19 protein-coding genes are annotated in these 23,362 nt (G+C 73.7%); 5 read left to right on the top strand and 14 right to left on the bottom strand.

Features of this window, described 5'->3' with window-relative positions; translation table 11 throughout:
* Positions 1 to 22: 22 nt before the first annotated feature.
* The 7 genes from ACZ4WZ_RS12570 to rsmI form a co-directional block, all read right to left on the bottom strand.
* Positions 23 to 1,345 (bottom strand): acyltransferase family protein, encoded by a 1,323-nt coding sequence (locus ACZ4WZ_RS12570; protein ID WP_467888868.1) that lies wholly within the window; start codon positions 1,343 to 1,345, stop codon positions 23 to 25.
* Positions 1,346 to 1,446: 101 nt separating this feature from the next.
* Positions 1,447 to 2,349, bottom strand: a complete 903-nt coding sequence (locus ACZ4WZ_RS12565; RefSeq protein ID WP_467888867.1) for a 4-(cytidine 5'-diphospho)-2-C-methyl-D-erythritol kinase — start codon at positions 2,347 to 2,349, stop codon at positions 1,447 to 1,449.
* Positions 2,346 to 3,257: a 16S rRNA (adenine(1518)-N(6)/adenine(1519)-N(6))-dimethyltransferase RsmA gene (gene rsmA, locus ACZ4WZ_RS12560; protein WP_467888866.1), complete on the bottom strand. Its 912-nt coding sequence runs from the start codon at positions 3,255 to 3,257 to the stop codon at positions 2,346 to 2,348. Before rsmA ends, ACZ4WZ_RS12565 begins: the two co-directional genes overlap by 4 nt.
* Positions 3,254 to 4,729 (bottom strand): ubiquitin-like domain-containing protein, encoded by a 1,476-nt coding sequence (locus ACZ4WZ_RS12555; protein WP_467888865.1) that lies wholly within the window; start codon positions 4,727 to 4,729, stop codon positions 3,254 to 3,256. Before ACZ4WZ_RS12555 ends, rsmA begins: the two co-directional genes overlap by 4 nt.
* Before the next feature lie 163 nt (positions 4,730 to 4,892).
* Complete coding sequence (locus ACZ4WZ_RS12550; RefSeq protein WP_467888864.1) at positions 4,893 to 5,828, bottom strand: TatD family hydrolase; 936 nt, start codon at positions 5,826 to 5,828, stop codon at positions 4,893 to 4,895.
* Between the two features lie 9 nt (positions 5,829 to 5,837).
* Entirely contained in the window at positions 5,838 to 6,329 is a 492-nt protein-coding gene (locus ACZ4WZ_RS12545; RefSeq protein ID WP_467888863.1) for a hypothetical protein, read from the bottom strand.
* A gap of 161 nt (positions 6,330 to 6,490) precedes the next feature.
* The gene (gene rsmI, locus ACZ4WZ_RS12540; RefSeq protein WP_467888861.1) at positions 6,491 to 7,387 is read right to left on the bottom strand and encodes a 16S rRNA (cytidine(1402)-2'-O)-methyltransferase; all 897 of its coding nucleotides are present in this window, start codon (positions 7,385 to 7,387) and stop codon (positions 6,491 to 6,493) included.
* Positions 7,388 to 7,455: 68 nt separating this feature from the next.
* Between rsmI and ACZ4WZ_RS12535 the strand changes: the two genes are divergently transcribed.
* The 3 genes from ACZ4WZ_RS12535 (at position 7,456) to ACZ4WZ_RS12525 (ending at position 11,803) form a co-directional block, all read left to right on the top strand.
* Positions 7,456 to 9,222, top strand: coding sequence for a dolichyl-phosphate-mannose--protein mannosyltransferase (locus ACZ4WZ_RS12535; protein WP_467888859.1), 1,767 nt, complete (start codon positions 7,456 to 7,458; stop codon positions 9,220 to 9,222).
* A gap of 79 nt (positions 9,223 to 9,301) precedes the next feature.
* Positions 9,302 to 10,939, top strand: a complete 1,638-nt coding sequence (locus ACZ4WZ_RS12530; RefSeq protein ID WP_467888856.1) for a penicillin-binding transpeptidase domain-containing protein — start codon at positions 9,302 to 9,304, stop codon at positions 10,937 to 10,939.
* A gap of 384 nt (positions 10,940 to 11,323) precedes the next feature.
* A complete protein-coding gene (locus ACZ4WZ_RS12525) occupies positions 11,324 to 11,803 on the top strand; it encodes a YbaK/EbsC family protein (protein WP_467888853.1) in 480 nt (159 codons plus the stop codon).
* Positions 11,804 to 11,865: 62 nt separating this feature from the next.
* Here the strand turns inward: ACZ4WZ_RS12525 and ACZ4WZ_RS12520 are convergent, their stop codons facing one another.
* From ACZ4WZ_RS12520 to ACZ4WZ_RS12505, 4 genes are read right to left on the bottom strand one after another with little or no spacing between them, the layout of a single operon-like run.
* Entirely contained in the window at positions 11,866 to 13,029 is a 1,164-nt protein-coding gene (locus ACZ4WZ_RS12520) for a serine hydrolase domain-containing protein (protein WP_467888851.1), read from the bottom strand.
* 58 nt (positions 13,030 to 13,087) lie between these two features.
* Positions 13,088 to 13,894 (bottom strand): energy-coupling factor ABC transporter ATP-binding protein, encoded by an 807-nt coding sequence (locus tag ACZ4WZ_RS12515; RefSeq protein ID WP_467888848.1) that lies wholly within the window; start codon positions 13,892 to 13,894, stop codon positions 13,088 to 13,090.
* Positions 13,882 to 14,643, bottom strand: coding sequence for a cobalt ECF transporter T component CbiQ (gene cbiQ / locus ACZ4WZ_RS12510; RefSeq protein ID WP_467888845.1), 762 nt, complete (start codon positions 14,641 to 14,643; stop codon positions 13,882 to 13,884). Before cbiQ ends, ACZ4WZ_RS12515 begins: the two co-directional genes overlap by 13 nt.
* A 1-nt stretch (position 14,644) precedes the next feature.
* Positions 14,645 to 15,712, bottom strand: coding sequence for an energy-coupling factor ABC transporter permease (locus tag ACZ4WZ_RS12505; protein WP_467888843.1), 1,068 nt, complete (start codon positions 15,710 to 15,712; stop codon positions 14,645 to 14,647).
* Positions 15,713 to 15,887: 175 nt separating this feature from the next.
* On the opposite strand from ACZ4WZ_RS12505, the gene ACZ4WZ_RS12500 reads away from it, so the two are divergent.
* Positions 15,888 to 16,358, top strand: coding sequence for an SsgA family sporulation/cell division regulator (locus ACZ4WZ_RS12500; RefSeq protein WP_467888840.1), 471 nt, complete (start codon positions 15,888 to 15,890; stop codon positions 16,356 to 16,358).
* Positions 16,359 to 16,543: 185 nt separating this feature from the next.
* Here the strand turns inward: ACZ4WZ_RS12500 and ACZ4WZ_RS12495 are convergent, their stop codons facing one another.
* Positions 16,544 to 18,748, bottom strand: a complete 2,205-nt coding sequence (locus ACZ4WZ_RS12495) for an MMPL family transporter (protein ID WP_467888837.1) — start codon at positions 18,746 to 18,748, stop codon at positions 16,544 to 16,546.
* A gap of 186 nt (positions 18,749 to 18,934) precedes the next feature.
* A complete protein-coding gene (locus tag ACZ4WZ_RS12490) occupies positions 18,935 to 19,513 on the bottom strand; it encodes a TetR/AcrR family transcriptional regulator (RefSeq protein WP_467889107.1) in 579 nt (192 codons plus the stop codon).
* A gap of 214 nt (positions 19,514 to 19,727) precedes the next feature.
* Between ACZ4WZ_RS12490 and ACZ4WZ_RS12485 the strand changes: the two genes are divergently transcribed.
* Positions 19,728 to 22,991: a S41 family peptidase gene (locus ACZ4WZ_RS12485; protein ID WP_467888834.1), complete on the top strand. Its 3,264-nt coding sequence runs from the start codon at positions 19,728 to 19,730 to the stop codon at positions 22,989 to 22,991.
* A gap of 118 nt (positions 22,992 to 23,109) precedes the next feature.
* Here the strand turns inward: ACZ4WZ_RS12485 and ACZ4WZ_RS12480 are convergent, their stop codons facing one another.
* Positions 23,110 to 23,316 (bottom strand): hypothetical protein, encoded by a 207-nt coding sequence (locus ACZ4WZ_RS12480; RefSeq protein WP_467888831.1) that lies wholly within the window; start codon positions 23,314 to 23,316, stop codon positions 23,110 to 23,112.
* Positions 23,317 to 23,362 lie beyond the last annotated feature (46 nt).

The raw sequence follows: 23,362 nt of genomic DNA, 5'->3' as shown, positions 1-23,362 counted from the left end.
CGCTCCAGGGAAAGGGTGTGGATCAGCCCCTCAGCCTAACCCTCCGGACGGACGCGGAACGTTCCACCAGCCAGGCGCCCCCCACTGCCATGCCGATGGCGGCGGGCGCGGTGACCGGCAGGGCGATCAGGGTGGCGCTGTGCCCCTCCAGGAGGCCACCGAGGCCGGTCGTGGACAGGCCCAGGACGCCGAGCAGGCACAGGGTGGTGCCCAGGGCGGCGGCGGGCCCGCTGCCGGGGGCGGCGGACGGGGGCCGCGGCGCCTCGAAGCGGCGGAAGCAGGCCACGAGCGCGGCCGTGAGGGCGGCCGCCAGGAGGATCCGCGGCGGCACCTGCGCCCACCAGGCGGCGGTGGCCGGCTCGGGCAGCGGCAGACCCAGGGCGAGCTGGGCGGCGTACACGGCCAGCATGGCGGTGAGGTGCCAGAGGAAGGCGGTCATGGCGACGCCGTTGGCGGCGACGACCCCGCGCCAGACCCGCGGCCGGGCGAGCCAGGCCGTCGCGGGCCGCGCGAGCAGCTGGACGGCGCCGACCAGCCACATGCCGTGGCAGAGCAGGGCGAGGGTGGGCGGGGCCATGTTGGACACCTTCTCCCCGGGCATCCCGACCATGGACAGCGGGTACGGTCCGGCCGCGACGAGCAGCACCGCCCCGGCGAGCCCGGCGGCGCCGAGGAGGGCGGGCCGGGTGATGCGGCCGTCGGCGCGCAGGAAGCCGAGCTGGTGCACGGCGAGCCAGACGAAGGCGAAGTTCAGGAACTCCGCGTACGGGACGCCGAGCGCGAAGCGCAGTACGTCGACCAGGGCCGCGGCGCCGGCGAGGGCGGCGAAGGCGGCCCAGCCCCAGCGGGCGTGCAGCTTCAGCAGCGGCGGGGTGAAGGCCACCATCGCCAGGTAGATCCCGATGAACCACAGCGGCTGCGTCACCATCCGCAGCGCGGCGCCGGCCAGCCGGCCGCCGTCCGCGCCCGCGAGCTGCACGAGCAGGGCGAGCGCGGCCCAGACGAGGACGAAGACCAGGGTGGGCCGCAGCAGCCGCTGGAGACGGGCGCGCAGGAAGGCGGCGTAGACGGGCCGGCCCTCGGCGCGGCGCTCCAGCGAGCGGTACGACAGGGCGTGCGAGAACCCGCCGACGAAGAAGAACACCGGCATGATCTGCAGCCCCCAGGTGAGCGCCTGGAGCGGGGGCACGAGCGCGAGGAGGTTCCCTATGCCGTCGGTGCTGACGGCGGCCATCAGCCAGTGCCCGAACACGACGGTGGCGAGGGAGGCGACCCGGAGCAGGTCCACGTACCGGTCGCGGGAGGCGGGCGTGGCGGCGGCCGTGCCGCGTGCGCTGACTGTCATGCCCCCCACGGTCGCGGCCGCGCCCCGCCCTCCGACAGGGCGCGGGTACTCATCCCGCGCCTAGGTAGCCCCGGGCGGCCCCGCGGCCTCCCGGTCGCCGCTCAGGCGGATACGGCCGTCGCTCCGGGGGCCGGGGAGGAGGTGACCCGGGTGGCACGGCAGGTGCCGGAGGCCTCCAGCGCGGCGGCGACCTTGGCGGCGGACTCCGCGTCCCGCACCAGGAAGGCCGTCGTCGGCCCCGACCCGGAGACCAGTCCGGCCAGGGCCCCGGCCGCGACGCCCGCCGCGAGGGTGGCGGCGAGCTGCGGGCGCAGCGACAGGGCGGCGTCCTGGAGGCCGTTGGACCCGGGCAGGACGGCGGCCAGCGCGTCGGCGTCGCCCGAGGCGAGGGCTTCGAGCAGCGCCGGGGACGCCTCGGGCGCCGGCACGTCCGTACCGGCGGTCAGCCGGTCGAACTCCCGGAACACCGCCGGGGTGGACAGGCCCCCCTCGGCGACCGCGAACACCCAGTGGAACCGCCCGGCGGCCACCGGGGTGAGGAACTCGCCGCGCCCGGTGCCCAGCGCGGCGCCCCCGACGAGGCTGAAGGGGACGTCGCTGCCCAGCTCCGCACAGAGGTCCAGCAGCTCCTCGCGGGGGGTGTCCAGCTTCCACAGCAGGTCGCACGCCAGCAGCGCGCCCGCCCCGTCGGCACTGCCGCCGGCCATCCCGCCGGCCACGGGGATGTTCTTGGCGATGTGGAGGTGGACGGCGGGCTCGATGCCGGCGCGGGCCGCGAGGAGTTCGGCGGCGCGCGCCGCGAGGTTGGTGCGGTCCAGCGGCACCTGGTCGGAGTCGGGGCCCTCGCAGGTCACCGTCAGCCCGTCGGCCGGGGTGGCGGTGACCTCGTCGAACAGGGAGACGGCCAGGAAGACGTTGGCGAGGTCGTGGAAGCCGTCGGGGCGGGCGGCGCCCACCGCCAGCTGGACGTTGACCTTCGCGGGGACGCGTACCGTCACGCTCACAGCGCGGGCCTCCCGACGGCCGGCTTGTGCTCGGCGATCGACGCGAACTCCTCCACCGTCAGGGACTCGCCGCGCGCCAGCGGGGGGATGCCGGCGGCGACCAGCGCCTCCTCGGCGGCGGCGGCCGACCCGGCCCAGCCGGCGAGCGCGGCGCGCAGGCCCTTGCGCCGCTGCGCGAAGGCGGCGTCGACGACCGCGAAGACCTCCGCCTTGGAGGCGGTGGTCTTCACCGGCTCGGAGCGCCGTACGAGGGAGACGAGCCCGGAGTCGACGTTCGGCGCGGGCCAGAAGACGTTGCGGCCGATGGCTCCGGCGCGCTTGACGTCCGCGTACCAGGCGGCCTTGACGGAGGGGACTCCGTAGACCTTGTTGCCGGGGCGGGCGGCGAGCCGGTCGGCGACCTCGGACTGGACCATGACGAGGGTCCGCTCGATGCTCGGGAAGCGGTCGAGCATGGTCAGCAGGACCGGCACGGCCACGTTGTAGGGCAGGTTCGCGACGAGCGCGGTCGGCGCCGGGCCGGGGAGCTCGGTGACGAGCATCGCGTCGGAGTGGACCAGCGCGAAACGGTCCTTCCGGTGCGGCATCCGCGCCTCGATGGTGGCGGGCAGCGCGGCGGCCAGGACGTCGTCGATCTCGACGGCCGTCACCCGGTCGGCGGCCTCCAGCAGGGCGAGCGTCAGCGAACCCAGGCCCGGGCCGACCTCCACGACCACGTCGTCCGGACGCACCCCGGCGGTGCGCACGATCCGGCGCACCGTGTTGGCGTCGATGACGAAGTTCTGGCCCTTCTGCTTCGTCGGGCGTACGCCGAGGACGGCGGCCAGCTCTCGGATGTCGGCCGGCCCGAGGAGGGCGTCGGAAGGGACCTCGGAGGTCTCGTGGGGCTGCTGCTCTGCGGTGCTCACCGCTCAAGCCTACGGCCGCAGTGCGGCCACGGACTCGCCCCCCGCTGCACGTAGAGCTTCTTCGCCCGGTACGTCTGCTCCGAGGCCGGTGCGTCCTGCGGGCGGCCGCTGCCGCCGAGGGCCCGCCAGGTGCTCACGTCGAACTGGTAGAGGCCGCCGTAGGTGCCCGAGGGGTCGGTGGCGGAGGGGCGGCCGCCGGATTCGCACTGGGCCAGGGCGGCCCAGTTGAGGCCGTCGGCCCCGGCGACGGAGGTGGGCAGCGGCTTCGTGCCGACGAGCACCCGCTGGGTGACGGGCTCCCGGACGACCTCCTCGGCGATCTTCCTGGGCTGCTGGCGGACCCCGTTGACGGTGCGCAGGGCGTAGGTGACCCGGCGCGCCCCGGGCCGTCCGACGCGTTCGACGACCTCGGTGCCGGCGAAGAGCCCGGGGTCCTCGACGCGTTCGGTGTCGTACGGGATGCGTTCCTCGCGGACCTCGCGGGTGCCGGTGATGCGCAGCACGGTGACGGTCTGGCCGTCGCGGGGGAAGGAGTCCGGGGGGACGGAGGTGGTGTCCTGGCCGTGGAGGGTGATGCCGGCCTGGTCGAGGGCCTCCTTGACGGTGGCGGCGTTGGTGCGGATGGTGCGTTCGCGGCCGTCGGCCATGAAGGTGACGCCGCGTTCGGTGCGCACGCCGAGGGTGAGGCCGGTGCGGGGGACGGGTGCGGTGCGGGGGGTGGAGAGGTAGGCGCCCTCGACGCGGACCCCGAGCTGGCGCAGGGCCGCGTCCACGGTGCGGGCGGTGGTCCACGTCTGGCGGGTGGTGCCGTCGAGGGTGAGCCGCAGGGGGCGGCCGTAGCGGATGACGACCTGCTGGCCGTCGTCGAGGACGGAGCCGGGGGCGGGGGCGACGAGGTCGTGGGGGCCGACGCCGAGGCCTTCGGCTTCGAGGAGTTCGTCCACGCTCCCGGCGAAGGTGTGCAGGGTGCGCGGTACTCCGTCGACGGTGAGCCGGACGGCCTTGTCGGCGGCGACGAAGGCGGTGGTGCCGCCGGCCAGGAAGGCCACGACGAGGGCTTGGGGGACGATGCGCCGCCAGCTGTCGCGGGCGGTGGCCGCGCCCGGGCCGGCCTGGGCGGGGGCGGAGCGCCTGCGCCGGCCGGCCCGGGCGCCGGACGGGCGGGCGGCGGCGGGGTCGGCGTCCGGGGCGGCCGGGGGCGGCGGGGCCGGTTCCGCGGCGGTGCGGCGGCGGCTGCCCGTGGGCGCCCTGCGCCGGCCTCCGGGGCGGTCGGGGTCCGGGGGGAGCGGCGGGGCGGGCGGCGGGGTGTCGGCGGGGGCCGCCGCCGCACGGCGCCGGGCGGCCCGGCGGCCCTCGGCGCGGGGGGCGGGGACCTGGGGGTCGGGGTGGGCGTACGGGCCTTCGTACGGGCCGGGATCAGGCTGGGTCTCCGGCCAGGGGGCACGGCGGTGACTGCCCTGCGTCTCGCTCACGTCGCTCGCTCCACTGGTGTCGCTCGCTCCACTGGTCCCGCCCCCGCTGCTCGGGCACGGCACCCTAGCGGCAGGGGGCGTCACGCATCAAAGCCGTTCGACCACACAGCGTGTCGGCCGAACGGGTGCGCGAGGCGCGGCGGGGTGGTGGGGCGGCGGTCCGTCAGTAGTCGAAGGCGCGGGCCGTGTTGGCGGCCAGGGCGGTGGCCATGGCGTCCTCGTCGATGCCGCGCACCGCGGCCATGGCCCGTACCGTCAGCGGAATGAGGTACGGGGCGTTGGGCCGTCCGCGGTAGGGCGCGGGAGTGAGGTACGGGGCGTCGGTCTCGACCAGCACCAGTTCCAGCGGGGCGACGGCGAGGGCCTCGCGCAGCGGTGCGGCGTTCTTGAAGGTGACGGTGCCGGCGAAGGACATGTAATAGCCGGCGGCGGCGCACTCGCGGGCCATCGCGGCGTCGCCGGAGTAGCAGTGGAAGACGGTGCGTTCGGGGGCGCCCTCCTCCCGCAGGATCCGCAGGACGTCGGCGTGGGCGTCGCGGTCGTGGATGACGAGGGCCTTGCCCTGCCGCTTGGCGATCTCGATGTGGGCCCGGAAGGAACGCTCCTGCGCGGCCATCCCCTCGGGGCCGGTACGGAAGTGGTCGAGGCCGGTCTCGCCGACCGCCTTGACGTGGTCCAGCGCGGCCAGCGCCTCGATCTCGGCGAGCGCGTCGTCGAGCGCCGTCTGGCCGCCGCCCGGCCGGGCGCCCTGGCGGGACCAGTTGTCGGGGTCTCCGTGGACGATGCGGGGGGCCTCGTTCGGGTGGAGGGCCACGGCGGCGTGGACGTTGGCGTGGGCGGCCGCGGTCTCGGCCGCCCAGCGCGAGCCCTTCACGTCGCATCCCACCTGGACGACGGTGGTCACGCCCACGGACGCGGCCTTCGCGAGTCCCTCCTCGACCGTGCCGGACTGCATGTCGAGGTGGGTGTGGGAGTCGGCCACCGCCACCCGCAGCGGCTCGGGCAGCGGGGGCGGGACGTCCTTCGACGCGGCCTTCGGCGCGGCCTGGGACGCGGCCTTGTCGGCGGCGGCCGCGGAGGAGGAAGGGCTAGGGCTCATGAGCCGATCTTATGACCGCCCGAAGAACCCCCGGAGGCGGGAGAGCACGCCGCGGCGCCGCTCGGAGGCGTCGACGGCGACGGGGCCCGGGGAATCGTGCGCCGGGCCCCCGCGCGGCTTCGGGGGGCGCGGGGCGTTCTCACCGGCCGGGACGGGTCCGGCGATGCCGGGGGCGATGCGGTGGTGGTAGAGCCGGTCGATCGTGCCGAGCACCGTGGAGACCTGGCCCTCGCGCATGATCCGTACGACGTGTCCGCCGCAGTTGAGGCAGGTCGGGTTCGACAGCGGGGAGGGCACCCGCTCGCCGTTCACCGTGTACATGATGAACGGCTCGCCCCTGCCGTCGACGTGGTGCTCTATCGCGTAGGCCTGCTCCCAGCCGTAGCCGCACTTCATGCACGCGAAGGAGTACGCCTCGTGCACGGTCTGTACGCCGGAGGTGGGAACAGGGGCCGGTCCCGCGGCCGTGACGGATACCGGTGTGTCTGCGATCTCACTCATGCCAGCTCCTCTTGTTCCACTGGTGCCATTGCCAGTGGACGCCTCTTCGGGCGGGAGCGCATCAGGCCATGTCCACTTATGGACGGTCTTTGGCCCAGTCATGCCCAAAGACGCCGGGTGCGCGGTCTGAGCTTTGCTTTTCAGGTTAGCCCTTTACCGGTTCACGGCATCTTTTGTGGCGCGTTCTTTGCCGCCACGACCGCGTCGAAGACCTCGCGCTTGGGTACGCCGGCCTCCGCCGCGACCGCCGCGATGGCCTCCTTGCGGCGCTCGCCGGCCTCCTCGCGCACGCGCACGCGCCGCACCAGCTCCTCGTCGTCCACGTCGCCGGGCGCGGCCGCCGGGGCACCCTCCACGACGACGGTGATCTCACCGCGCACGCCCTCGGCGGCCCACTCGGCGAGCTCGCCGAGCCCGCCGCGCTTGACCTCCTCGTACGTCTTCGTCAGCTCGCGGCACACGGCGGCCCGCCGGCCGGCGCCGAACACCTCGGCCATGGCCGCCAGCGTGTCGTCGAGCCGGTGCGGCGCCTCGAAGTAGACGAGCGTGCGCCGCTCGCCCGCCACCTCGCGGAGCCGGCCGAGGCGCTCGCCCGCCTTGCGCGGCAGAAAGCCCTCGAAGCAGAAGCGGTCCACGGGCAGCCCGGACAGGGCGAGCGCGGTGAGCACGGCGGACGGGCCGGGCACGGCCGTGACCTTGATGTCCTTCTCGACGGCGGCGGCGACCAGCCGGTAGCCGGGGTCGGAGACCGAGGGCATTCCGGCGTCCGTCACCAGCAGCACCCGCCGGCCTGCCTCCAGCGCCTCGACCAGTTCGGGGGTGCGGGCGGACTCGTTGCCCTCGAAGTACGACAGGACGCGCCCGGTGGTGTGCACGCCGAGCCCCTGCGTGAGCCGGCGCAGCCGCCGGGTGTCCTCGGCGGCGATCACATCGGCCCGCTCCAGCTCGGCCGCGAGCCGGGGCGGGGCGTCGGCGAGATCGCCGATGGGGGTCCCGGCGAGGACGAGTACGCCGTGGGAGGGGGAGGCTTCGGCACCGCGGGGCTGGTCAGCTGTCACCGGCTCATCCTCTCATTGGGGCTCGTGGGGACTGGGGCTCGCACAGGGGCGTTCCCTACGATGACCCGGTGACCAGTACCGCGACGCCGCCGCCCAGCCCCGCGGGGGCCCCGCCCGTCCCCCCGGGCGGAGGCGACTCCGACTACGAGCCGCCCGTGTGGCTGCGCCGCCTGCGCGCGTTCGGCTACGCGCCGGCCGCGCCGGTGACCGATGTCCGCACCCGCCTCGTGCCCCCGTACGCACGCCCCTCCGCGCAGCTGTGGACGGCGCTCGGGATCCCCGAGGCGAGCCGGCGGACCTGGCGGCGGGTGATGGCCTGGGCGGGTCCGCTGCTGGTCACGCTGGTGGCGGGGGTGCTGCGGTTCACGCACCTGGGCAGCCCCAAGGCGGTGATATTCGACGAGACGTACTACGCCAAGGACGCGTGGGCCACCATCAAGCAGGGTTACGAAGCCAGCTGGCCCAAGGATGTCGACAAGTCGATTCTGTCGAATCCGGACGCCGTACCGCTCCCCCTGGACCCGGGCTACGTCGTGCACCCGCCCGTCGGCAAATGGGTGATCGGCCTCGGCGAGTGGATGTTCGGCTTCGAGCCCTTCGGCTGGCGCTTCATGACGGCGGTGCTCGGCACCCTGTCGGTACTGATGGTGTGCCGCATCGGCCGGCGCCTGTTCCGCTCCACCTTCCTCGGCTGTCTGGCGGGCGCGCTGCTGGCGGTCGACGGGCTGCACCTGGTGATGAGCCGGACCGCACTGCTCGACCTGGTGCTGATGTTCTTCGTCCTGGCGGCCTTCGGCGCGCTGGTCATCGACCGGGACAAGGCGCGCGCCCGGCTCGCGGCGGCCCTGCCGGTCGACGAGGAGGGCCGCGCCCACCCCGACGCGCGGGTCGCGGAGACCCTGCGGCTGGGCCTGCGCCCGTACCGGCTGCTGGCCGGCGTCTGCCTGGGCCTGGCCTTCGGCACCAAGTGGAACGGCCTCGTGGTGCTGGCCTTCTTCGGGATCCTCACCGTGCTGTGGGACGCGGCCGCGCGCCGCACCGCCGGCGCGGGCGCCCCGTACGCGGCGATGCTGCGCCGCGACGCGCTGCCCGGCTTCCTGTCGACGGTGCCGGTGGCGGTCGCCGTGTACGCGGCCTCCTGGACGGGCTGGATCCTCAGCCCGGACAACGGCAAGGGCGGCTACTTCCGCGACTGGGCCGCCAAGAACGACCAGGACAGCGCACTGTCCTTCCTCCCCGAGTGGCTGCGCAGCCTGTGGCACTACGAGACGGAGGTCTACCGGTTCCACGTGGGCCTGACCTCCGGCCACACCTACGAGTCGAACCCGTGGAGCTGGCTGGTCCTGGGCCGGCCCGTCTCCTACTTCTACGAGTCCCCCGCGCCCGGCACCGACGGCTGCCCCGCGTCCGAGGCGGGCAAGTGCGCGCGCGAGGTACTGGCCCTCGGCACGCCGCTGCTGTGGTGGGCGGGCTGCTTCGCGCTGCTGTACGTGCTGTACCGGTGGTTCTTCCGCCGGGACTGGCGCGCGGGAGCGATCGCGTGCGCGCTGGGCGCCGGCCTGCTGCCCTGGTTCAACTACCAGGAGCGGACCATCTTCTACTTCTACGCGGTGGTCTTCGTCCCGTACCTGTGCCTGGCGGTGGCGATGATGATCGGCGCCATGCTGGGCCCGGCGGGTTCCTCGGAGCGCCGGCGGGCGGTGGGCGCGATCGGCGCGGGTGTCCTCGTCCTCCTCGTCATCTGGAACTTCATCTATTTCTGGCCGATCTACACCGGCCAGACCCTGCCCATGGACTCGTGGCGTGGCCGAATGTGGCTGGATACCTGGATCTGACCGATACCGACAGGTAAGGTCCCTTCCCTATGTTCTTTGAACACGTTCAGAGGACGGGGGCTCCTGGGGAGGGGACGCAGTGAACGGGGCGGCGAAAGGTGCCATCGTCGGCGGGGTGTTCCTCGCGATGGTCGGCGGAACGGCGTACGGGGTCTACACCCTGGTCGGGGAGAGCGGCGACGCGGGCGGCGGTACGCGGACCGGCGCGGCGCCCGCCGAGGCGGGGAGCGGGCCGGTCACCGGCAAGGAGGCCGCCGCCACCGCGCGGGCCTTCCTCGCCGCGTGGGCGGCCGGCGACGACGGGACGGCCGCCGAGCTCACCACCGACGCGCAGGCCGCACGGGCCGCGGTGGCCGACTACAGGGCCAAGGCGATGGTGACCAAGGCCGCCATCACCCCCGGCACCCCGGACGGCACCACCGTGCCGTTCAGGGTCGAGGCCGAGATCGGCTACGGGGGCGCGACCAAGCCCCTCGCGTACGACTCGCGGCTGACGGTCGTACGCGGCGTCAGCGGCGGCAAGCCGCTCGTCGACTGGCAGCCCTCCGTGATCCACCCGCAGCTCCAGAAGGACGAGAAGCTGCGCGCCGGCACCCCGGCCAGCCCGCCGGTCAAGGCGGTCGACCGCAACGGCAAGGAGCTGACGGCCGAGCAGTACCCGTCGCTGCGGCCGGTGCTGGACGCGCTGCGCAAGACGTACGGGGAGAAGACCGGCGGCACGCCCGGCGTCGAGCTGTGGATCGAGCCCGCCGCCCAGGACGCGCCCCGGCGGAGCCTGCTGACGCTGGTGGAGGGCCGGCCCGGGGAGATCCGGACCGTACTGGACGCCGATGTGCAGGCGGCGGCCGAGAAGGCCGTGGCCCAGCACGCGGAGGCCTCGGTCGTCGCCGTCCAGCCGAGCACCGGAGACATCCTGGCGGTGGCCAACCACCGCAGGGACGGCTTCAACGCGGCGATGCAGGGCCGGCGGGCACCCGGCTCGACGATGAAGATCGTGACGGCGGCGATGCTGCTGGAGAAGGGCCTGGTGGCGGCGGACCGCCCGGCGGACTGCGCGCCGAGCGTGTCGTGGGACGGCAAGCCCTTCCGGAACCTGGGCGGCTTCTCGCTGAAGGGGCAGCCGTTCTCGACCAGTTTCGCCAAGTCCTGCAACACCGCCTTCATCGGCCTGATCGACGAGGTGGGCGACAACGGCGCGCTGCCGAGGGTGGCCAAGGAGGCCTTCGGCATCGGACTGGACTGGAAGACCGGCATCCCGTCCCAGGACGGCAGCGTGCCGGTGACCTCCGGGGCGGCGGCGGCCGCCGAGTACATCGGCCAGGGGCCCGTCCTGATGAACCCCCTGAACATCGCCTCGATCACGGCGACCGCCCGGACCGGGGTGTTCCGCCAGCCGGTGCTGGTCAAGGCCTCGCTGGACGGCCGCACCCTGGCCTCCGCCCCGCGCTCGCTGGCGCCCGGGGTGTCGGCGCAGCTGGTGCGGATGATGAAGCAGGCGGCCGCCCCCGGCGGCACCGCGGCGGGCGCCATGTCCGCGGTCGGCGGCTCCGACAAGGGTGCGAAGACCGGCTCGGCGGAGGTCGACGGCGCGGCGGCTCCGGACAGCTGGTTCACGGGCTTCCGGGGTGACGTGGCGGCGGCCGCGATGGTCGAGGGCGGCGGCCACGGCGGCGACAGCGCGGGTCCCGTCGTCGCGAGCGTGCTGAACGCCTCCTGACGGGGGCGGAGGCGCGGCGGGCGCGGGGCGGGGGCGGTCCGGGGCGGTCCGGGGCGGTCCGGAGGGTGCGGAGCCCGCGCGGGCCGGGCTGGGCCAGAGGCTGCGCGCTCCGGCGCGGGCCCGGGCGATCCGGAGGCTGCGGGAGCCCGCGCGAGCCGGGGCGGTCCGGGTCAGGGCGAGCGGCGTGCGTGCCGCCGGCGTCCCGCGCGGGACGGGCGCCGGCGCGCCCCCCGGGAGGGTGGGGCGGCCGGAGTAAGCCGGGCGGTCCGGAGGCTGCGGGCTCCGGCGCGGGCCGGGCGCGGGCCGGCCAGGCCCACGCGGCCGGCGTGCCGCGCGGGCCAAAACGCCTCGCCCGCGACCCCCGCGCGGCGATAGCGTCCCGGCATGACGACCACCACCGCGCACCCCCTGTTCGCCCGGGCCCTCACCGAGCTGGGCCTCGACCTCGACGTCCGCTCCTTCCCCGAAGGGACCCGTACGGCCGCCGACGCCGCCGCCGCGATCGGCTGCGAGCTCAGCCAGATCGTGAAGTCGCTGGTCTTCGCGGCGGACGGCGTCCCGGTGCTGGTCCTCATGGACGGTGCTTCCCGGGTCGACGTCGAGGCCGTACGGCGTCAACTCGGCGCCGCGAAAGTCACCCGCGCCGACGCCGCGCTGGTCCGCGAGACCACCGGCTACGCCATCGGCGGCGTCCCGCCCTTCGGCCACCGCACCCGCACCCGGGTGCTGGCCGACCGGTCGCTGCTGGAACACGGCGTGGTCTGGGCGGCGGCCGGCACCCCGCACACCGTGTTCCCCATGGCCCCGCAGGAGCTCATCGGGCACGCCGCGGCCGCGCTGGCCGACGTACGCGAGACCGCCTGACCGGCACCGCGCCGGCCGACGTACACCACTCGGTCTGACCGCCGCCGCGCCGGCCGACGGCGTCAGAGGCAGGACCGCAGCGCCCGCACCAGCGCCTGCGCGCGCGGGTCGGCGGTGACCGACTTGGCGTGCGCGTTGGTGACGTAGCCGAAGCCGATGCCCGCCTCCGGGTCCGCGAAGGCCAGGGATCCGCCGCGCCCCGGATGGCCGAAGGAGGCCGGCGACAGCAGCGGCGACGCCGGGCCATGCAGCATGTAGCCCGGGCCGAAGCGGGTGTTCACGACCAGCACCCGGTCGGGGCCGGACGCGAACTCCGTGCCGGCCAGCGCGGTGGTGGCCGGGGTGAAGATCCGCGCCCCGTCCTCCACCACGCCGATGGTCGCCGCGTAGAAGCGGGCCAGGGCGCGCGCCGTGCCGATGCCGGCGGAACCGGGCAGCTCGGCCGCCTGGTAGACGGGGTCGTTCTCGTCCGGCAGGGGGTCGATGGCGGCGAAGGCGCGCCGCGTGAGGGAGTCAGGGTCGGCGTACGCCTCGGAAACGTTTCTCCTCGGCCGGGTCTTGAGCAGACCCGCGCCCGGCGGCGGCTCGACCGGTGCCACCCGGCCCACCCGCGCCGCCTCGCCCTCCGGCAGGCCTATCCAGAAGTCCAGCCCCAGCGGCTCGGCGATCTCCTCGGCGAGGATCCCGCCGACGGTACGGCCCGTCGCCCGCAGCACCAGCTCGGACACCAGCCAGCTGAAGGTCTGCGCGTGGTAGCCGTGCTCGCTGCCGGGCTCCCAGAAGGCCTGCTGCGCGGCGACCGCGCGCGCCCCGCTCACCCCGTCGACGGCCTGCGCCGTGGTCAGGCCCCGCTCCAGCGCGGGGACACCGGCCTGGTGGGCCAGCAGGTGGCGGACCAGCGCCTTGCCCTTGCCGCCCGCCTCGAACTCGGGCCAGTACGAGCCCACCGGCGCGTCCAGGTCCAGCAGTCCGCGCTGGTGCAGCAGCAGCGGGACGGCGGCGGCGACGCCCTTGGTGGCGGAGCGCACGATCGTCGCGGTGTCCTCGGTCCAGGGTCCGGCGGCACCGCCGTCCGCGTCCTTCGTGCCGCCCCACAGGTCGACGACCTTGCGGCCGTCCCGGTACACGGACACGGCCGCGCCCCGGTCCCCGAGGACCTCGAAATTGCGCGCGAAGGCGTCTCTGACGGGCTCGAAGCCCCCGGTCACCACACCCTGGATGTTCACGAGCAGACCAACAACCGCCGTCCCCCTCTTATGCCACGTGCGGACCAGCGGCCTCCGCTTACCCGGCGGCGACCGACCTCGGGTCGAAGCCGAACGGCAGCTCGAGGCGGTGCTGCCGCATCAGCGCGTCGTCGCACAGCAGGTCCCTCGTACGCCCGTCGGCGGCGATGACCCCCTCGCTGAGGATCACCGAGCGGGGGCAGAGCTCCAGCGCGTACGGGAGGTCGTGGGTCACCATCAGCACGGTGACGTCCAGCGAGCGCAGGATGTCGGCGAGCTCGCGCCGCGAGGCCGGGTCCAGGTTGGAGGAGGGCTCGTCCAGTACGAGGATCTCCGGCCGCATCGCCAGTACGGTCGCCACCGCCACCCGGCGCCGCTGGCCGAAGGACAGGTGGTGCGGGGGCCGGTCGGCGAAGGCCGCCATGCCGACCAGGTCGAGTGCCTCGCGGACCCGCTCCTCCAGTTCCGCGCCCCGCAGCCCGGCCGCGGCCGGGCCGAAGGCCACGTCCTCGCGCACGGTCGGCATGAACAGCTGGTCGTCGGGGTCCTGGAAGACGATGCCGACCCGGCGCCGGATCTCGGCGAGGTTCCGCTTCTCCACCGGCAGCCCGGCCACGGTCACCGAACCGAGCCCGCCGCCCAGGATGCCGTTGAGGTGCAGCACGAGGGTGGTCTTGCCCGCCCCGTTGGGGCCGAGCAGCGCCACCCGCTCCCCGCGGCCGACGGTGAGGTCGACCCCGAAGAGGGCCTGGTGCCCGTCCGGGTAGGCGTAGGCGACCCCGGACACCTCCAGGGACGGCGCGCTGGAACCGGTGGGAGGACCGGAAGAAGCGGAGGGAGCGGAAGGAGACGTCACAGCGTCCATCCCATCAGACAGACGGCGAGCGCCGTCACCGGGAGCACGGCCGCGTACGCCCACTGGGCGCGCGTGGCCGTGACGTCGTCGATCACCGGCATGGAGCCGGCGTAGCCGCGGCTGACCATCGCGAGGTAGACCCGCTCGCCGCGTTCGTAGGAGCGGATGAAGAGGGCGCCGGCCGTCTTGGCGAGCACCCCCCAGTGCCGGACACCGCGCGCCTCGAACCCGCGCGAGCGCCGGGCGATCGACATGCGGCGCAGCTCGTCGGTGATGACGTCGCCGTAACGGATCATGAAGGAGGCGATCTGCACCAGCAGCGGCGGCAGCTTCAGCCGCTGGAGCCCCAGCAGCAGCGCGCGCAGTTCGGTGGTGGAGGCGAGCAGCACGGAGGCGGCCACGCCGAGGGTGCCCTTGGCCAGGACGTTCCAGGCACCCCAGAGGCCGGAGACGCTCAGGGACATCCCCAGCGCCTCCACCCGCTCGCCCTGTGACACGAAGGGCATGAGCACCGCGAAGAGGACGAACGGCACCTCGATCAGCATCCGCCGCAGCAGGAAGCCCGCGGGGATCCGGGCCGCCGCCGCGACGCCGGCGACGAGGGCCGCGTACCCGGCGAAGGCCCACATGGCCTCGCGCGGGGTGGACACGACGACCACGACGAACGCGAACGTCGCGGCGATCTTGCAGTGCGGCGGCAGCCCGTGCACGGGTGAGTGCCCGTGCCGGTAGAGCTTGTGCGCGTGCCCGGCACCCATGTCAGGGGGCCGAGGGGGCGGCCGTGGAGGTCGCGGTCAGGTCCTGCGCGCGGCGCCGGCGCACGGCCCAGAAGACACCGGTGCCGACGGCGACGGTCGCGCCGACGCCGATGACGCCCGCCAGGCCGCCGGAGAGCCGCGCGTCGGAGACGTCCTTGACGCTGTAGTCGGCGAGCGGGGAGCCGGCGGCGGCGTGCTCCTCGACCTTGCTGTCGATGCCCTGGTCGGCGGCGACCTTCTCCAGGCCGTCGGGGCTGGCGGATGCGTAGAAGGAGACGAAGCCGGCCAGGACGAGGGCGGCGGCCAGGCCGGTCAGCCACAGCTTGCGGGTGGAGCGGGGGGCGTCACCGGCGGGTGCGGGGGCGGCGGCGGGCGCGGGGGCGTCGACCAGCTCACCGCCGACGCGCAGCTTCAGCGGCGTGGTCAGCCGGCGCGCGCCGTGCACCAGGTCGGGGCGTACGGCGATCACGGCGCCGACGGTCGCGGCGGTGATGGCGGCCTCACCGATGCCGATGAGGACGTGGACGCCGACCATGGCGGTGACGACCTTGCCGATCGGGACGTCGGTGGTGCCGCCCAGCGCGTAGAGGGCGGTGAAGGCGGCGGCCGCGGCGGGGACCGAGAGCAGGGCGCCGGCGAACGCGGCGACGGTCACCGAGCGGCGGCCGGCGGGCAGCAGCTTCAGGAGCCCGCGGAAGACGGCGTACGCGACGACGACGGTGACCACGGACATGGTGAGGACGTTGACGCCGAGCGCGGTCAGGCCGCCGTCGGCGAAGAGGATGCCCTGCATCAGCAGGACGACGGACACGCACAGCACACCCGTGTACGGGCCGACGAGTATGGCGGCGAGGGCGCCTCCGAGGAGGTGTCCGCTGGTGCCGGCGGCGACCGGGAAGTTGAGCATCTGCACGGCGAAGATGAAGGCGGCGACGAGCCCGGCCAGCGGGGCGGTGCGTTCGTCGAGCTCGCGGCGGGCGCCGCGCAGGCTGACGGCGACGGCCGCGGCTGCCGCTACTCCTGCGGCAACCGAGACGGGTGTGTTGATGAATCCGTCGGGCACATGCATGGAGAAGCTCCGCTTCCTCTTTCTCGCACAAGTCTTTAACCGTTCAAGAGTAGTGCCCAGTTGCAAACGGTTGGCAAGAGCAGCCGGGTCACAAATAGATCCGTGCGCTTTCGTGGGAATGTGCGAGGCTGGACGGACAAACGGACGCAAATGTTCCGATAGAGGAGTCTTGTCGATGTCAGCCACCGCCGAGAATCCACCAGCGCCCTCCGGCTCGACCGCGGGCACCGGCTCCACCACGACCGCGACCGTGACCGCCACGGCGACGGCGACGTCCACCGCGACCGCGGCCGGCACCGCCGTCGAGGAGCGGGTGCGGGCCCGCGTGATCACCGACGACCCCCTCTACCGGGCCATTCCGGTGGCCCTGCGCTTCACCGCCGCGGAGCCGCTGGCCGTGCGCGTGGTCTTCCCGGCCGAGCTGTCCCCCGAGGACACCGACAACGAGTGGGTCTTCCCCCTCGCCCTCCTGGAGGCCGGCCTGCTCGCCCCGTCCGGGACCGGGGACGTACGCGTCTGGCCGTGCGGGCGCGTACAGGTGGTGGTCGAGTTCCATTCGCCGGAAGGGGTCGCCGTCCTCCAGTTCGACAGCGCCGCACTGCGCCGCTTCCTGCGCCGCACGTACGCCACCACCCGGACGGCGTAGCCGAACGCCACCGGCCCCGCACCTGGGGTTCCAGGTGCGGGGCCGGTGTTCTGCGGGTGTGGGTTTCCGGGCCCGAAGTTGACCCGGCCGGTTGACCCGGCCGGGCGACGCGGCCCGCGTGGCGCGGCCGGGTGACCCCTACGTTCGGCCCGGGCCCCGGCTCAGCCGCCGGCCCGGGCTTCCGCTCAGGCGTCGACGAGCTCGCGCCGCTTGTCGGGGTCGCCCGGCGAGCCGGCCCCCGACTCGCCGAGGTGCTTGCGCAGGCTCTCGCCCTCCACGTCCACGTCGGGCAGGATCCGGTCGAGCCACTTCGGCAGCCACCAGGCCCTGTGGCCCAGCAGCGCCAGCACCGCCGGAACGATGGCCATGCGGACCACGAAGGCGTCGAAGAGGACGGCCACGGCCAGGCCGAAGCCGATCATCTTCACCATCGAGTCGTTGGCGCCGAGGAAGCCGGAGAAGACGGCGATCATGATGACGGCGGCGGCCACCACCACCCGGGCGCTGTACTGGAAGCCCGTCACCACGGCCTGGCCCGGCCGCTCGCCGTGGACGTACGCCTCACGCATGCGGGTGACCAGGAAGACCTCGTAGTCCATGGCCAGACCGAAGACCACGCCCACCATGAAGATCGGCATCATCGACATGATCGGACCGGTCTGCTCCACGCCGAAGAGCGAGCCCAGCCAGCCCCACTGGAAGACCGCGACGACCGCGCCGAGGGCGGCGACGACCGACAGCAGGAAGCCGAGGGCCGCCTTGAGCGGCACCAGGATCGAGCGGAAGACCACCATCAGCAGCAGGAAGGCGAGGCCGACGACGAGTGCCAGGTAGGGCAGCAGCGCGTCGTTCATCTTCTGCGAGAAGTCGATGTTCATCGCGGTCTGACCGCTGACGAGCACGTCCTTGCCGTTGCCCTCGCGGATCGAGTGGACCAGGTCCTCGGTCTCGGTGGAGGAGGGCCGGTCCTTCGGGACCACGCTGACGATCGCGGCGTCCTTGGCCTCGTTCTGGAGCGGGGGCATCACGGCCGCCACTCCGTCGAGGCCCTTGATCCGTTCGGCGGTGCGGTCGGCCAGCGCCTTGTCGCCGTCGACGACCACCATCAGCGGGCCGTTGAAACCGGGGCCGAAGCCCTCGGACAGCATGTCGTACGCCTTGCGCTGGCTGGTGGAGACCGGCTTGGAGCCGTCGTCCGGCAGGCCCATCTCCAGCTTGCTCGCCGGGATCGCGATGACGCCGAGGCCAATCACACCGGCCAGCAGCACCACGACCGGGCGGCGCAGCACGAAGCGGGCCCAGCGGGTGCCGCCGTTGGCCTTGGGCTCGGCGCCGGCCGGACGGCCCTTGCCGAACAGCTTGCTCTTCTGGCCGGCCGGGAGCACCTTCCGGCCCGCGAAGCCCAGGATCGCCGGGACCAGCGTCAGGGCGACGAGCACCGCGATGACCACCGTGCCGGCGGCGGCGACACCCATCTTCGTCAGCATCGGGATGTTGACGACGGCCAGGCCCACCAGGGCGATGACCACGGTCAGACCGGCGAACACCACGGCGGAGCCGGCGGTTCCGGCGGCGCGGCCGGCTGCCTCGTCCCGCTCACGGCCCTCGGCGAGCTCCACGCGGTAGCGGGAGACGATGAAGAGCGCGTAGTCGATGCCGACCGCGAGGCCGATCATCATCGCCAGGGTGGAGGTGGTGGAGCCGAGGTCGAGGACGCTGGCGAGCGCGGTGATCGAGGAGACGCCGATGCCGACGCCGATCAGCGCCGTCAGCAGCGGCAGGCCGGCCGCGATCAGCGAGCCGAAGGTGATGACGAGGACGATCCCGGCGACCATGATGCCGATGGCCTCGCCGGAGCCCGTTTCGGGGGCCTCCATCAGCGCGTCGCCACCGATCTCCACCTGGAGGCCGGCCTTCTGGGCGGCGTGACCCGAGTCCTTCAGGGCCTCGCGGGTGTCGTCCTTCAGCTCCATGCCGCTGACCTTGTACTTCACGCTGACGTAGGTGGTCGAGCCGTCCTGGCTCACCGCCTTCGCCTGGTACGGGTCGTCGACGGTGGCGATCTGGGCGGCGCCGGCACCGCTCTTGAGGCCGGAGATCAGCTTCTCGACCTCGGCCTTGGGAGCCGGGTCGGTGACCTTGGCGCCCGCCGGGGCCTTGACGACGATGCGGGCGGTCGCGCCGTCGGCGGACATGCCCGGGAACTTCTCGTCCAGCAGGTCGAAGGCCTTCTGGGCCTCCGTGCCGGGTATGGAGAACGAGCCGGAGGTGGGCGCGGGGGCCGTCGCGGCGCCGAAGCCCGCGGCGAAGAGCAGCGCCACCCATACGAGGGCGACCAGGCCGCGGCGCCTGAAGGCACCGCGCCCGAGCCGGTAGAGGAAGGTTGCCACGTCGTGGTTCTCCCGATTCAGGTCGTGGGATGGATCCGGGACGGATCTGGGCGTGGAAAGCCGGCCCGACGACGAGAGCGGCGTGTCAGGAGCAGCAGGAAGGACGTTCTGTACTTCTGTGGAGCTGTACTTCAGGGAGCCGTGGGGCCGGGGAGCCGACCCCGGGCGAAGTACCCGGGCGGGACGTCAGACGCCGAGGGCGGGGAAGACCACGGCGTCGATGAACTGGCCGAGGAAGGCCCGGTCGACGGACCGGTCCTCGATCAGCGGGAGCGCGATGAACGCCCCGATGAGCATGTGCGGTACGAAGTCCAGCGCCGGACAGTCCGGCCGGATCTCGCCCCGCTCCACGGCGCGCTGGAGCATCACCTGGAGACCGTTGATCTCCGGGTCGACCAGCAGGTCGCGCAGTGCCCGGTGCAGCTCCGGACTCTCGTGGACGGCATGGGCCAGGCCCCGCATCAGCGCGGTGTCCTTGGCCATCTGCGCGTCGTCGGAGCACTCGACCATCTGCGCGAAGTCCCCGCGCAGGCTGCCCGTGTCGATCTCCCGGAGGGAGACCGGCTGGGTGCACCGCAGGGCCTTCGCGACCAGCTCCGGCTTGCTCCCCCACTGGCGGTAGAGGGTGGCCTTGCTGGACTTCGTACGGGCGGCGACCGCGTCCATGGTCAGCGCCTCGTAGCCGACCTCGCGCAGGAGGTCGAGGACCGCCCCGTGGAGTTCGGCTTCCCGTTCGGGGGTGATCCGGCTACGCCGGGCCGACATCACGTCGCCCACCCGGCAGCTTGCCTTCATCGCGTCCACCTCCGAACGAAACGGTTCCGTACTCCTCAGAGACTACCTCTCCGAGCTAACGAAACGAAACCGTTCCGTTTCGCTGACGACGTGGCGTGGGTCACGCCGGTCGCCACCCGCACGGGTGGCGACCGCGTCACCTGTACGAGTTGCCGGGCCCCCCTGGCGCGGAAAGCATTGTGGGGTGAGTCACGACGTCGCGTACCTCCGCTTCCCGCACCTCCACGACGACCTGCTGTGTTTCGCCACCGAAGACGATCTCTGGGTCGCTCCGCTGGTCCCCGACGGCCAGACCCCCGGCCGGGCCTGGCGCCTCACCGTGGACCGCACCCGTGTCGGGCACCCGCGCTTCTCCCCGGACGGGCGGCACATCGCCTTCACCACCTGGCGCAGCCTCGACCCCGAGATCCACCTCGCCCCCGTCGACGGCGGCCCGGCCCGCCGGCTCACCCACTGGGGCTCCACCGACACCCGGGTCTGCGGCTGGGACCCGGACGGCAACGTCCTGGCCGTCTCCTCGCACGGGCAGCCCTTCTCCTACTACTCCTGGGCCTACAAGCTGCCCACCGACGGCAGCCCGGGCGGCCGTCTCCCCTGGGGCCCGGTCTCCGACATCCAGGTGCTCGACGTCGACGGCGAGCACCGCAGCCTGCTGCTGACCGGCAAGCCCCCGCACGAACCCGCCGCCTGGAAGCGCTACCGGGGCGGCGCCACCGGCCGGCTGTGGCTGCACGGGCAGCGGCTCCTGGAGGACATCGAGGGCCACCTCGAAGCACCGATGTTCGTGGACGGCAGGATCGCCTTCCTCTCCGACCACGAGGGCATCGGCAACCTCTACTCCTGCCTGCCCGACGGCACCGGCCTGCGCCGCCACACCGACCACGACGAGTTCTACGCCCGGCACGCCTCCAGCGACGGCTCCCGCGTGGTCTACCAGTGCGCGGGCGACATCTGGCTCGTCGACTCCCTCGCCGAGGGGGCCTTCCCGCGCAAGCTGCCCGTCCGGCTCGGCGGCCCGCGCGCGGGGCGGCGTACGTACCAGGTGCCGGCCGCCAGCAACGTCGACTCGCTGTCCGTGGACACCACCGGGCGCGCCAGCGCCGTCGTCGTACGCGGCAGCCTCTACTGGCTCACCCACCGCGACGGGCCGGCCCGCACCATCGCCGACACCCCGGGCGTACGGGTGCGGCTGCCCGAGATGCTCGGCAGCAGCGGGCAGGTCGCGTACGTCACCGACGCCGAGGGCGAGGACGCGATCGAGATCGCCTACCTCCCGCGCGCCTCCGGCGACCGCGAGCCGCGCCGGCTTGCCTCGGGCGAGCTGGGCCGCGTCACGGAGCTGGTCTCCGATCCCGACGGGGAGCGGCTCGCCATCGCCTCCCACGACGGGCGGCTGCTGCTGCTCGACGCCACGGAGGAGTCCAACGGGGAGGTCACCGAACTCATCCGGTCCATCAACGGCCCCGTCACCGACCTCGCCTTCTCCCCCGACGGCTGCTGGCTCACCTGGTCGCACCCGGGCATCGGACGCTCCCTGCGGCAGATCAAGATGGCGAAGATCTCCGGCCCCGGCGCGCGCGTGGTCGTCGACGTCACCAACGGCCGTTTCGAGGACGAGAACCCGGTCTTCACGCGGGACGGCCGTTACCTCGCCTTCCTGTCCTGGCGCGGCTTCGACCCGGTGTACGACGTGCACACCGGCGACCTGTCCTTCCCGCTGGGCTGCCGCCCCTACCTGGTGCCGCTCTCCTCCGCCACCCCTTCCCCCTTCGCCTTCTCCCCCGACGGGCGGCCCGCGGCCGGCGGGCTCGATCCGGTCGAGGGCGAGTCCGGCGAGGGCGACGGCACGGTCACGGTGGAGGTCGAGGGCCTCGAGAACCGGGTCACGCCCTTCCCCGTCTCCGCGTCGAAGTACTCGGCCCTCCACCCGGTGCACGGCGGCGGACTGGTCTGGCTGCGCTGGCCCATCTCGGGCGCGCTCGGCGAGACCTTCGCCAACCCGGCCGACACCAGCGGCAAGCCCACGCTGGAGCACTTCGACATGACCAAGGCCCGCAAGAGCGAACTGGCGTCCGGCCTCGACTGGTTCGCGGCCAGCGGCGACGGCACCCGTCTGGTCGTCAACGACGACGGCGACCTGCGCGCCGTCCCGGCGACCGAGTCGGGCGACGGCGACTCCACCGTCTACCTCGACCTGCGGCGCATCCTGCACGAGGTCGACCCGGCGGCCGAATGGCGCCAGGCCTTCGAGGAGGCCGGCCGCATCATCCGGGCCTACTTCTGGGAACCGAAGATGTGCGGAATCGACTGGGACGGCGTACTGCGCCAGTACCGCCCCCTCGTCGAACGGGTGGCCTCCCCCGACGAGTTCGCCGACCTGTTGCGCGAGGTGCTCGGCGAACTCGGCACCTCGCACGCGTACGTCTCCCCCGCCCGCCGCAACGAGGGGCCGCCCCACTACCAGCGGGCCATCGGGCTGCTCGGCGCCAACTTCGTGCACCGGCAGGAGGGCTGGGTGGTCAAACGGATCCTGCCCGGCGAGTCCTCCGACTCCAAGGCCCGCTCCCCGCTCGCGGGCACCGGCATCCGCGAGGGCGCGGTCCTCACCCACGTCGACGGCCGCCCCGTGGACCCGGTCGCCGGCCCCTATCCGCTGCTGTCGGCGGCCGGCGGCACCACCGTCGAGCTCACCTTCCAGCCGGCCGAGGGCGAGGGCCGGGCCCGGCGGGTCGCGGTCGTGCCGCTCATCGACGAACGGCCGCTGCGCTACCAGGACTGGGTGTCCAAGCGCCGCGCGGTGGTCCGCGAGCTCAGCGGCGGGCGCTGCGGCTACCTGCACATCCCCGACATGGGCGGCTCGGGCTGGGCGCAGTTCAACCGCGACCTGCGCATGGAGATGTCCCGGCCCGCCCTGATCGTGGACGTACGCGGCAACGCGGGCGGGCACATCAGCGAACTGGTGGTGGAGAAGCTCACCCGTTCGATCCTCGGCTGGGACCTGACGCGCAACGCCCAGCCCGTCTCGTACGCGTCCAACGCGCCCCGCGGGCCGATCGTGGCCCTGGCCGACGAGGCGACCTCCTCCGACGGGGACATGATCACCGCCGCGTTCAAACTGCTGGGCCTGGGCCCGGTGGTGGGCCAGCGCACCTGGGGCGGGGTGGTCGGGATGACCGGCCGGCACGCCCTGGGCGACGGGACGGTGATCACGGTCCCGATGAACGCCGCCTGGTTCCCGGAGTACGGCTGGTCGGTGGAGAACCACGGCGTGGAGCCCGACCTGGCGATCCTGCGCACTCCGCTCGACTGGGCGGAGGGGCGGCACGCGCAGCTGGACGACGCCGTGCACCTGGCGCTGGAGCTGCTGGAGCAGGACCCGGCCGCCGTGCCGCCCGGCTACACCGACGTACCGGACCGCCGGCGTCCGAAGCTGCCGCCGCGGGAGTAGGCGCGGGCGGCGGCGCGCGACACGCGGAAGGGGCGTGATCCGGAGTCCGGATCACGCCCCTCGGCGACGTGCGGGGTGTTTCAGCGGTTCAGTGGTTCAGTGGTTCAGTTCCGGCGGTTCAGGTCCGGTCGTCGAGCTCGTCCTTGATGTCGTCGTGCGACTGCGACGGCGACTGCGGCTTCGACCTCGAGCTCGCGCCCATGTCCTTCTTCTGCTTCGCCTTGGCGGTGCGCTCGGCCATCTCGTCCTTCACGCCCTGCCCGGCCTTCTCTGCCCGGTCCCTGATCTCGTTCGCCTTGTCCTGGAACTGGTCCTTGATACCCATGCTTTTTCACTCCGTACGGGGTGTCGGTGGTTGGGCCTCGACCAGA

This window comes from Streptomyces sp. NPDC029122 (genome assembly GCF_055569445.1).
This window is presented reverse-complemented; position numbering and strand designations above follow the sequence as displayed.

Excerpts from the sequence above, each read along its gene's own strand:
- ACZ4WZ_RS12570 (WP_467888868.1), bottom strand. The coding sequence starts at position 1,345 with ATGACAGTCAGCGCACGCGGCACGGCCGCCGCCACGCCCGCCTCCCGC.
- ACZ4WZ_RS12550 (WP_467888864.1), bottom strand. The coding sequence starts at position 5,828 with ATGAGCCCTAGCCCTTCCTCCTCCGCGGCCGCCGCCGACAAGGCCGCG.
- ACZ4WZ_RS12545 (WP_467888863.1), bottom strand. The coding sequence starts at position 6,329 with ATGAGTGAGATCGCAGACACACCGGTATCCGTCACGGCCGCGGGACCG.
- ACZ4WZ_RS12525 (WP_467888853.1), top strand. The coding sequence starts at position 11,324 with ATGACGACCACCACCGCGCACCCCCTGTTCGCCCGGGCCCTCACCGAG.
- ACZ4WZ_RS12515 (WP_467888848.1), bottom strand. The coding sequence starts at position 13,894 with ATGGACGCTGTGACGTCTCCTTCCGCTCCCTCCGCTTCTTCCGGTCCT.
- cbiQ (WP_467888845.1), bottom strand. The coding sequence starts at position 14,643 with ATGGGTGCCGGGCACGCGCACAAGCTCTACCGGCACGGGCACTCACCC.
- ACZ4WZ_RS12505 (WP_467888843.1), bottom strand. The coding sequence starts at position 15,712 with ATGCATGTGCCCGACGGATTCATCAACACACCCGTCTCGGTTGCCGCA.
- ACZ4WZ_RS12500 (WP_467888840.1), top strand. The coding sequence starts at position 15,888 with ATGTCAGCCACCGCCGAGAATCCACCAGCGCCCTCCGGCTCGACCGCG.
- ACZ4WZ_RS12490 (WP_467889107.1), bottom strand. The coding sequence starts at position 19,513 with ATGTCGGCCCGGCGTAGCCGGATCACCCCCGAACGGGAAGCCGAACTC.
- ACZ4WZ_RS12480 (WP_467888831.1), bottom strand. The coding sequence starts at position 23,316 with ATGGGTATCAAGGACCAGTTCCAGGACAAGGCGAACGAGATCAGGGAC.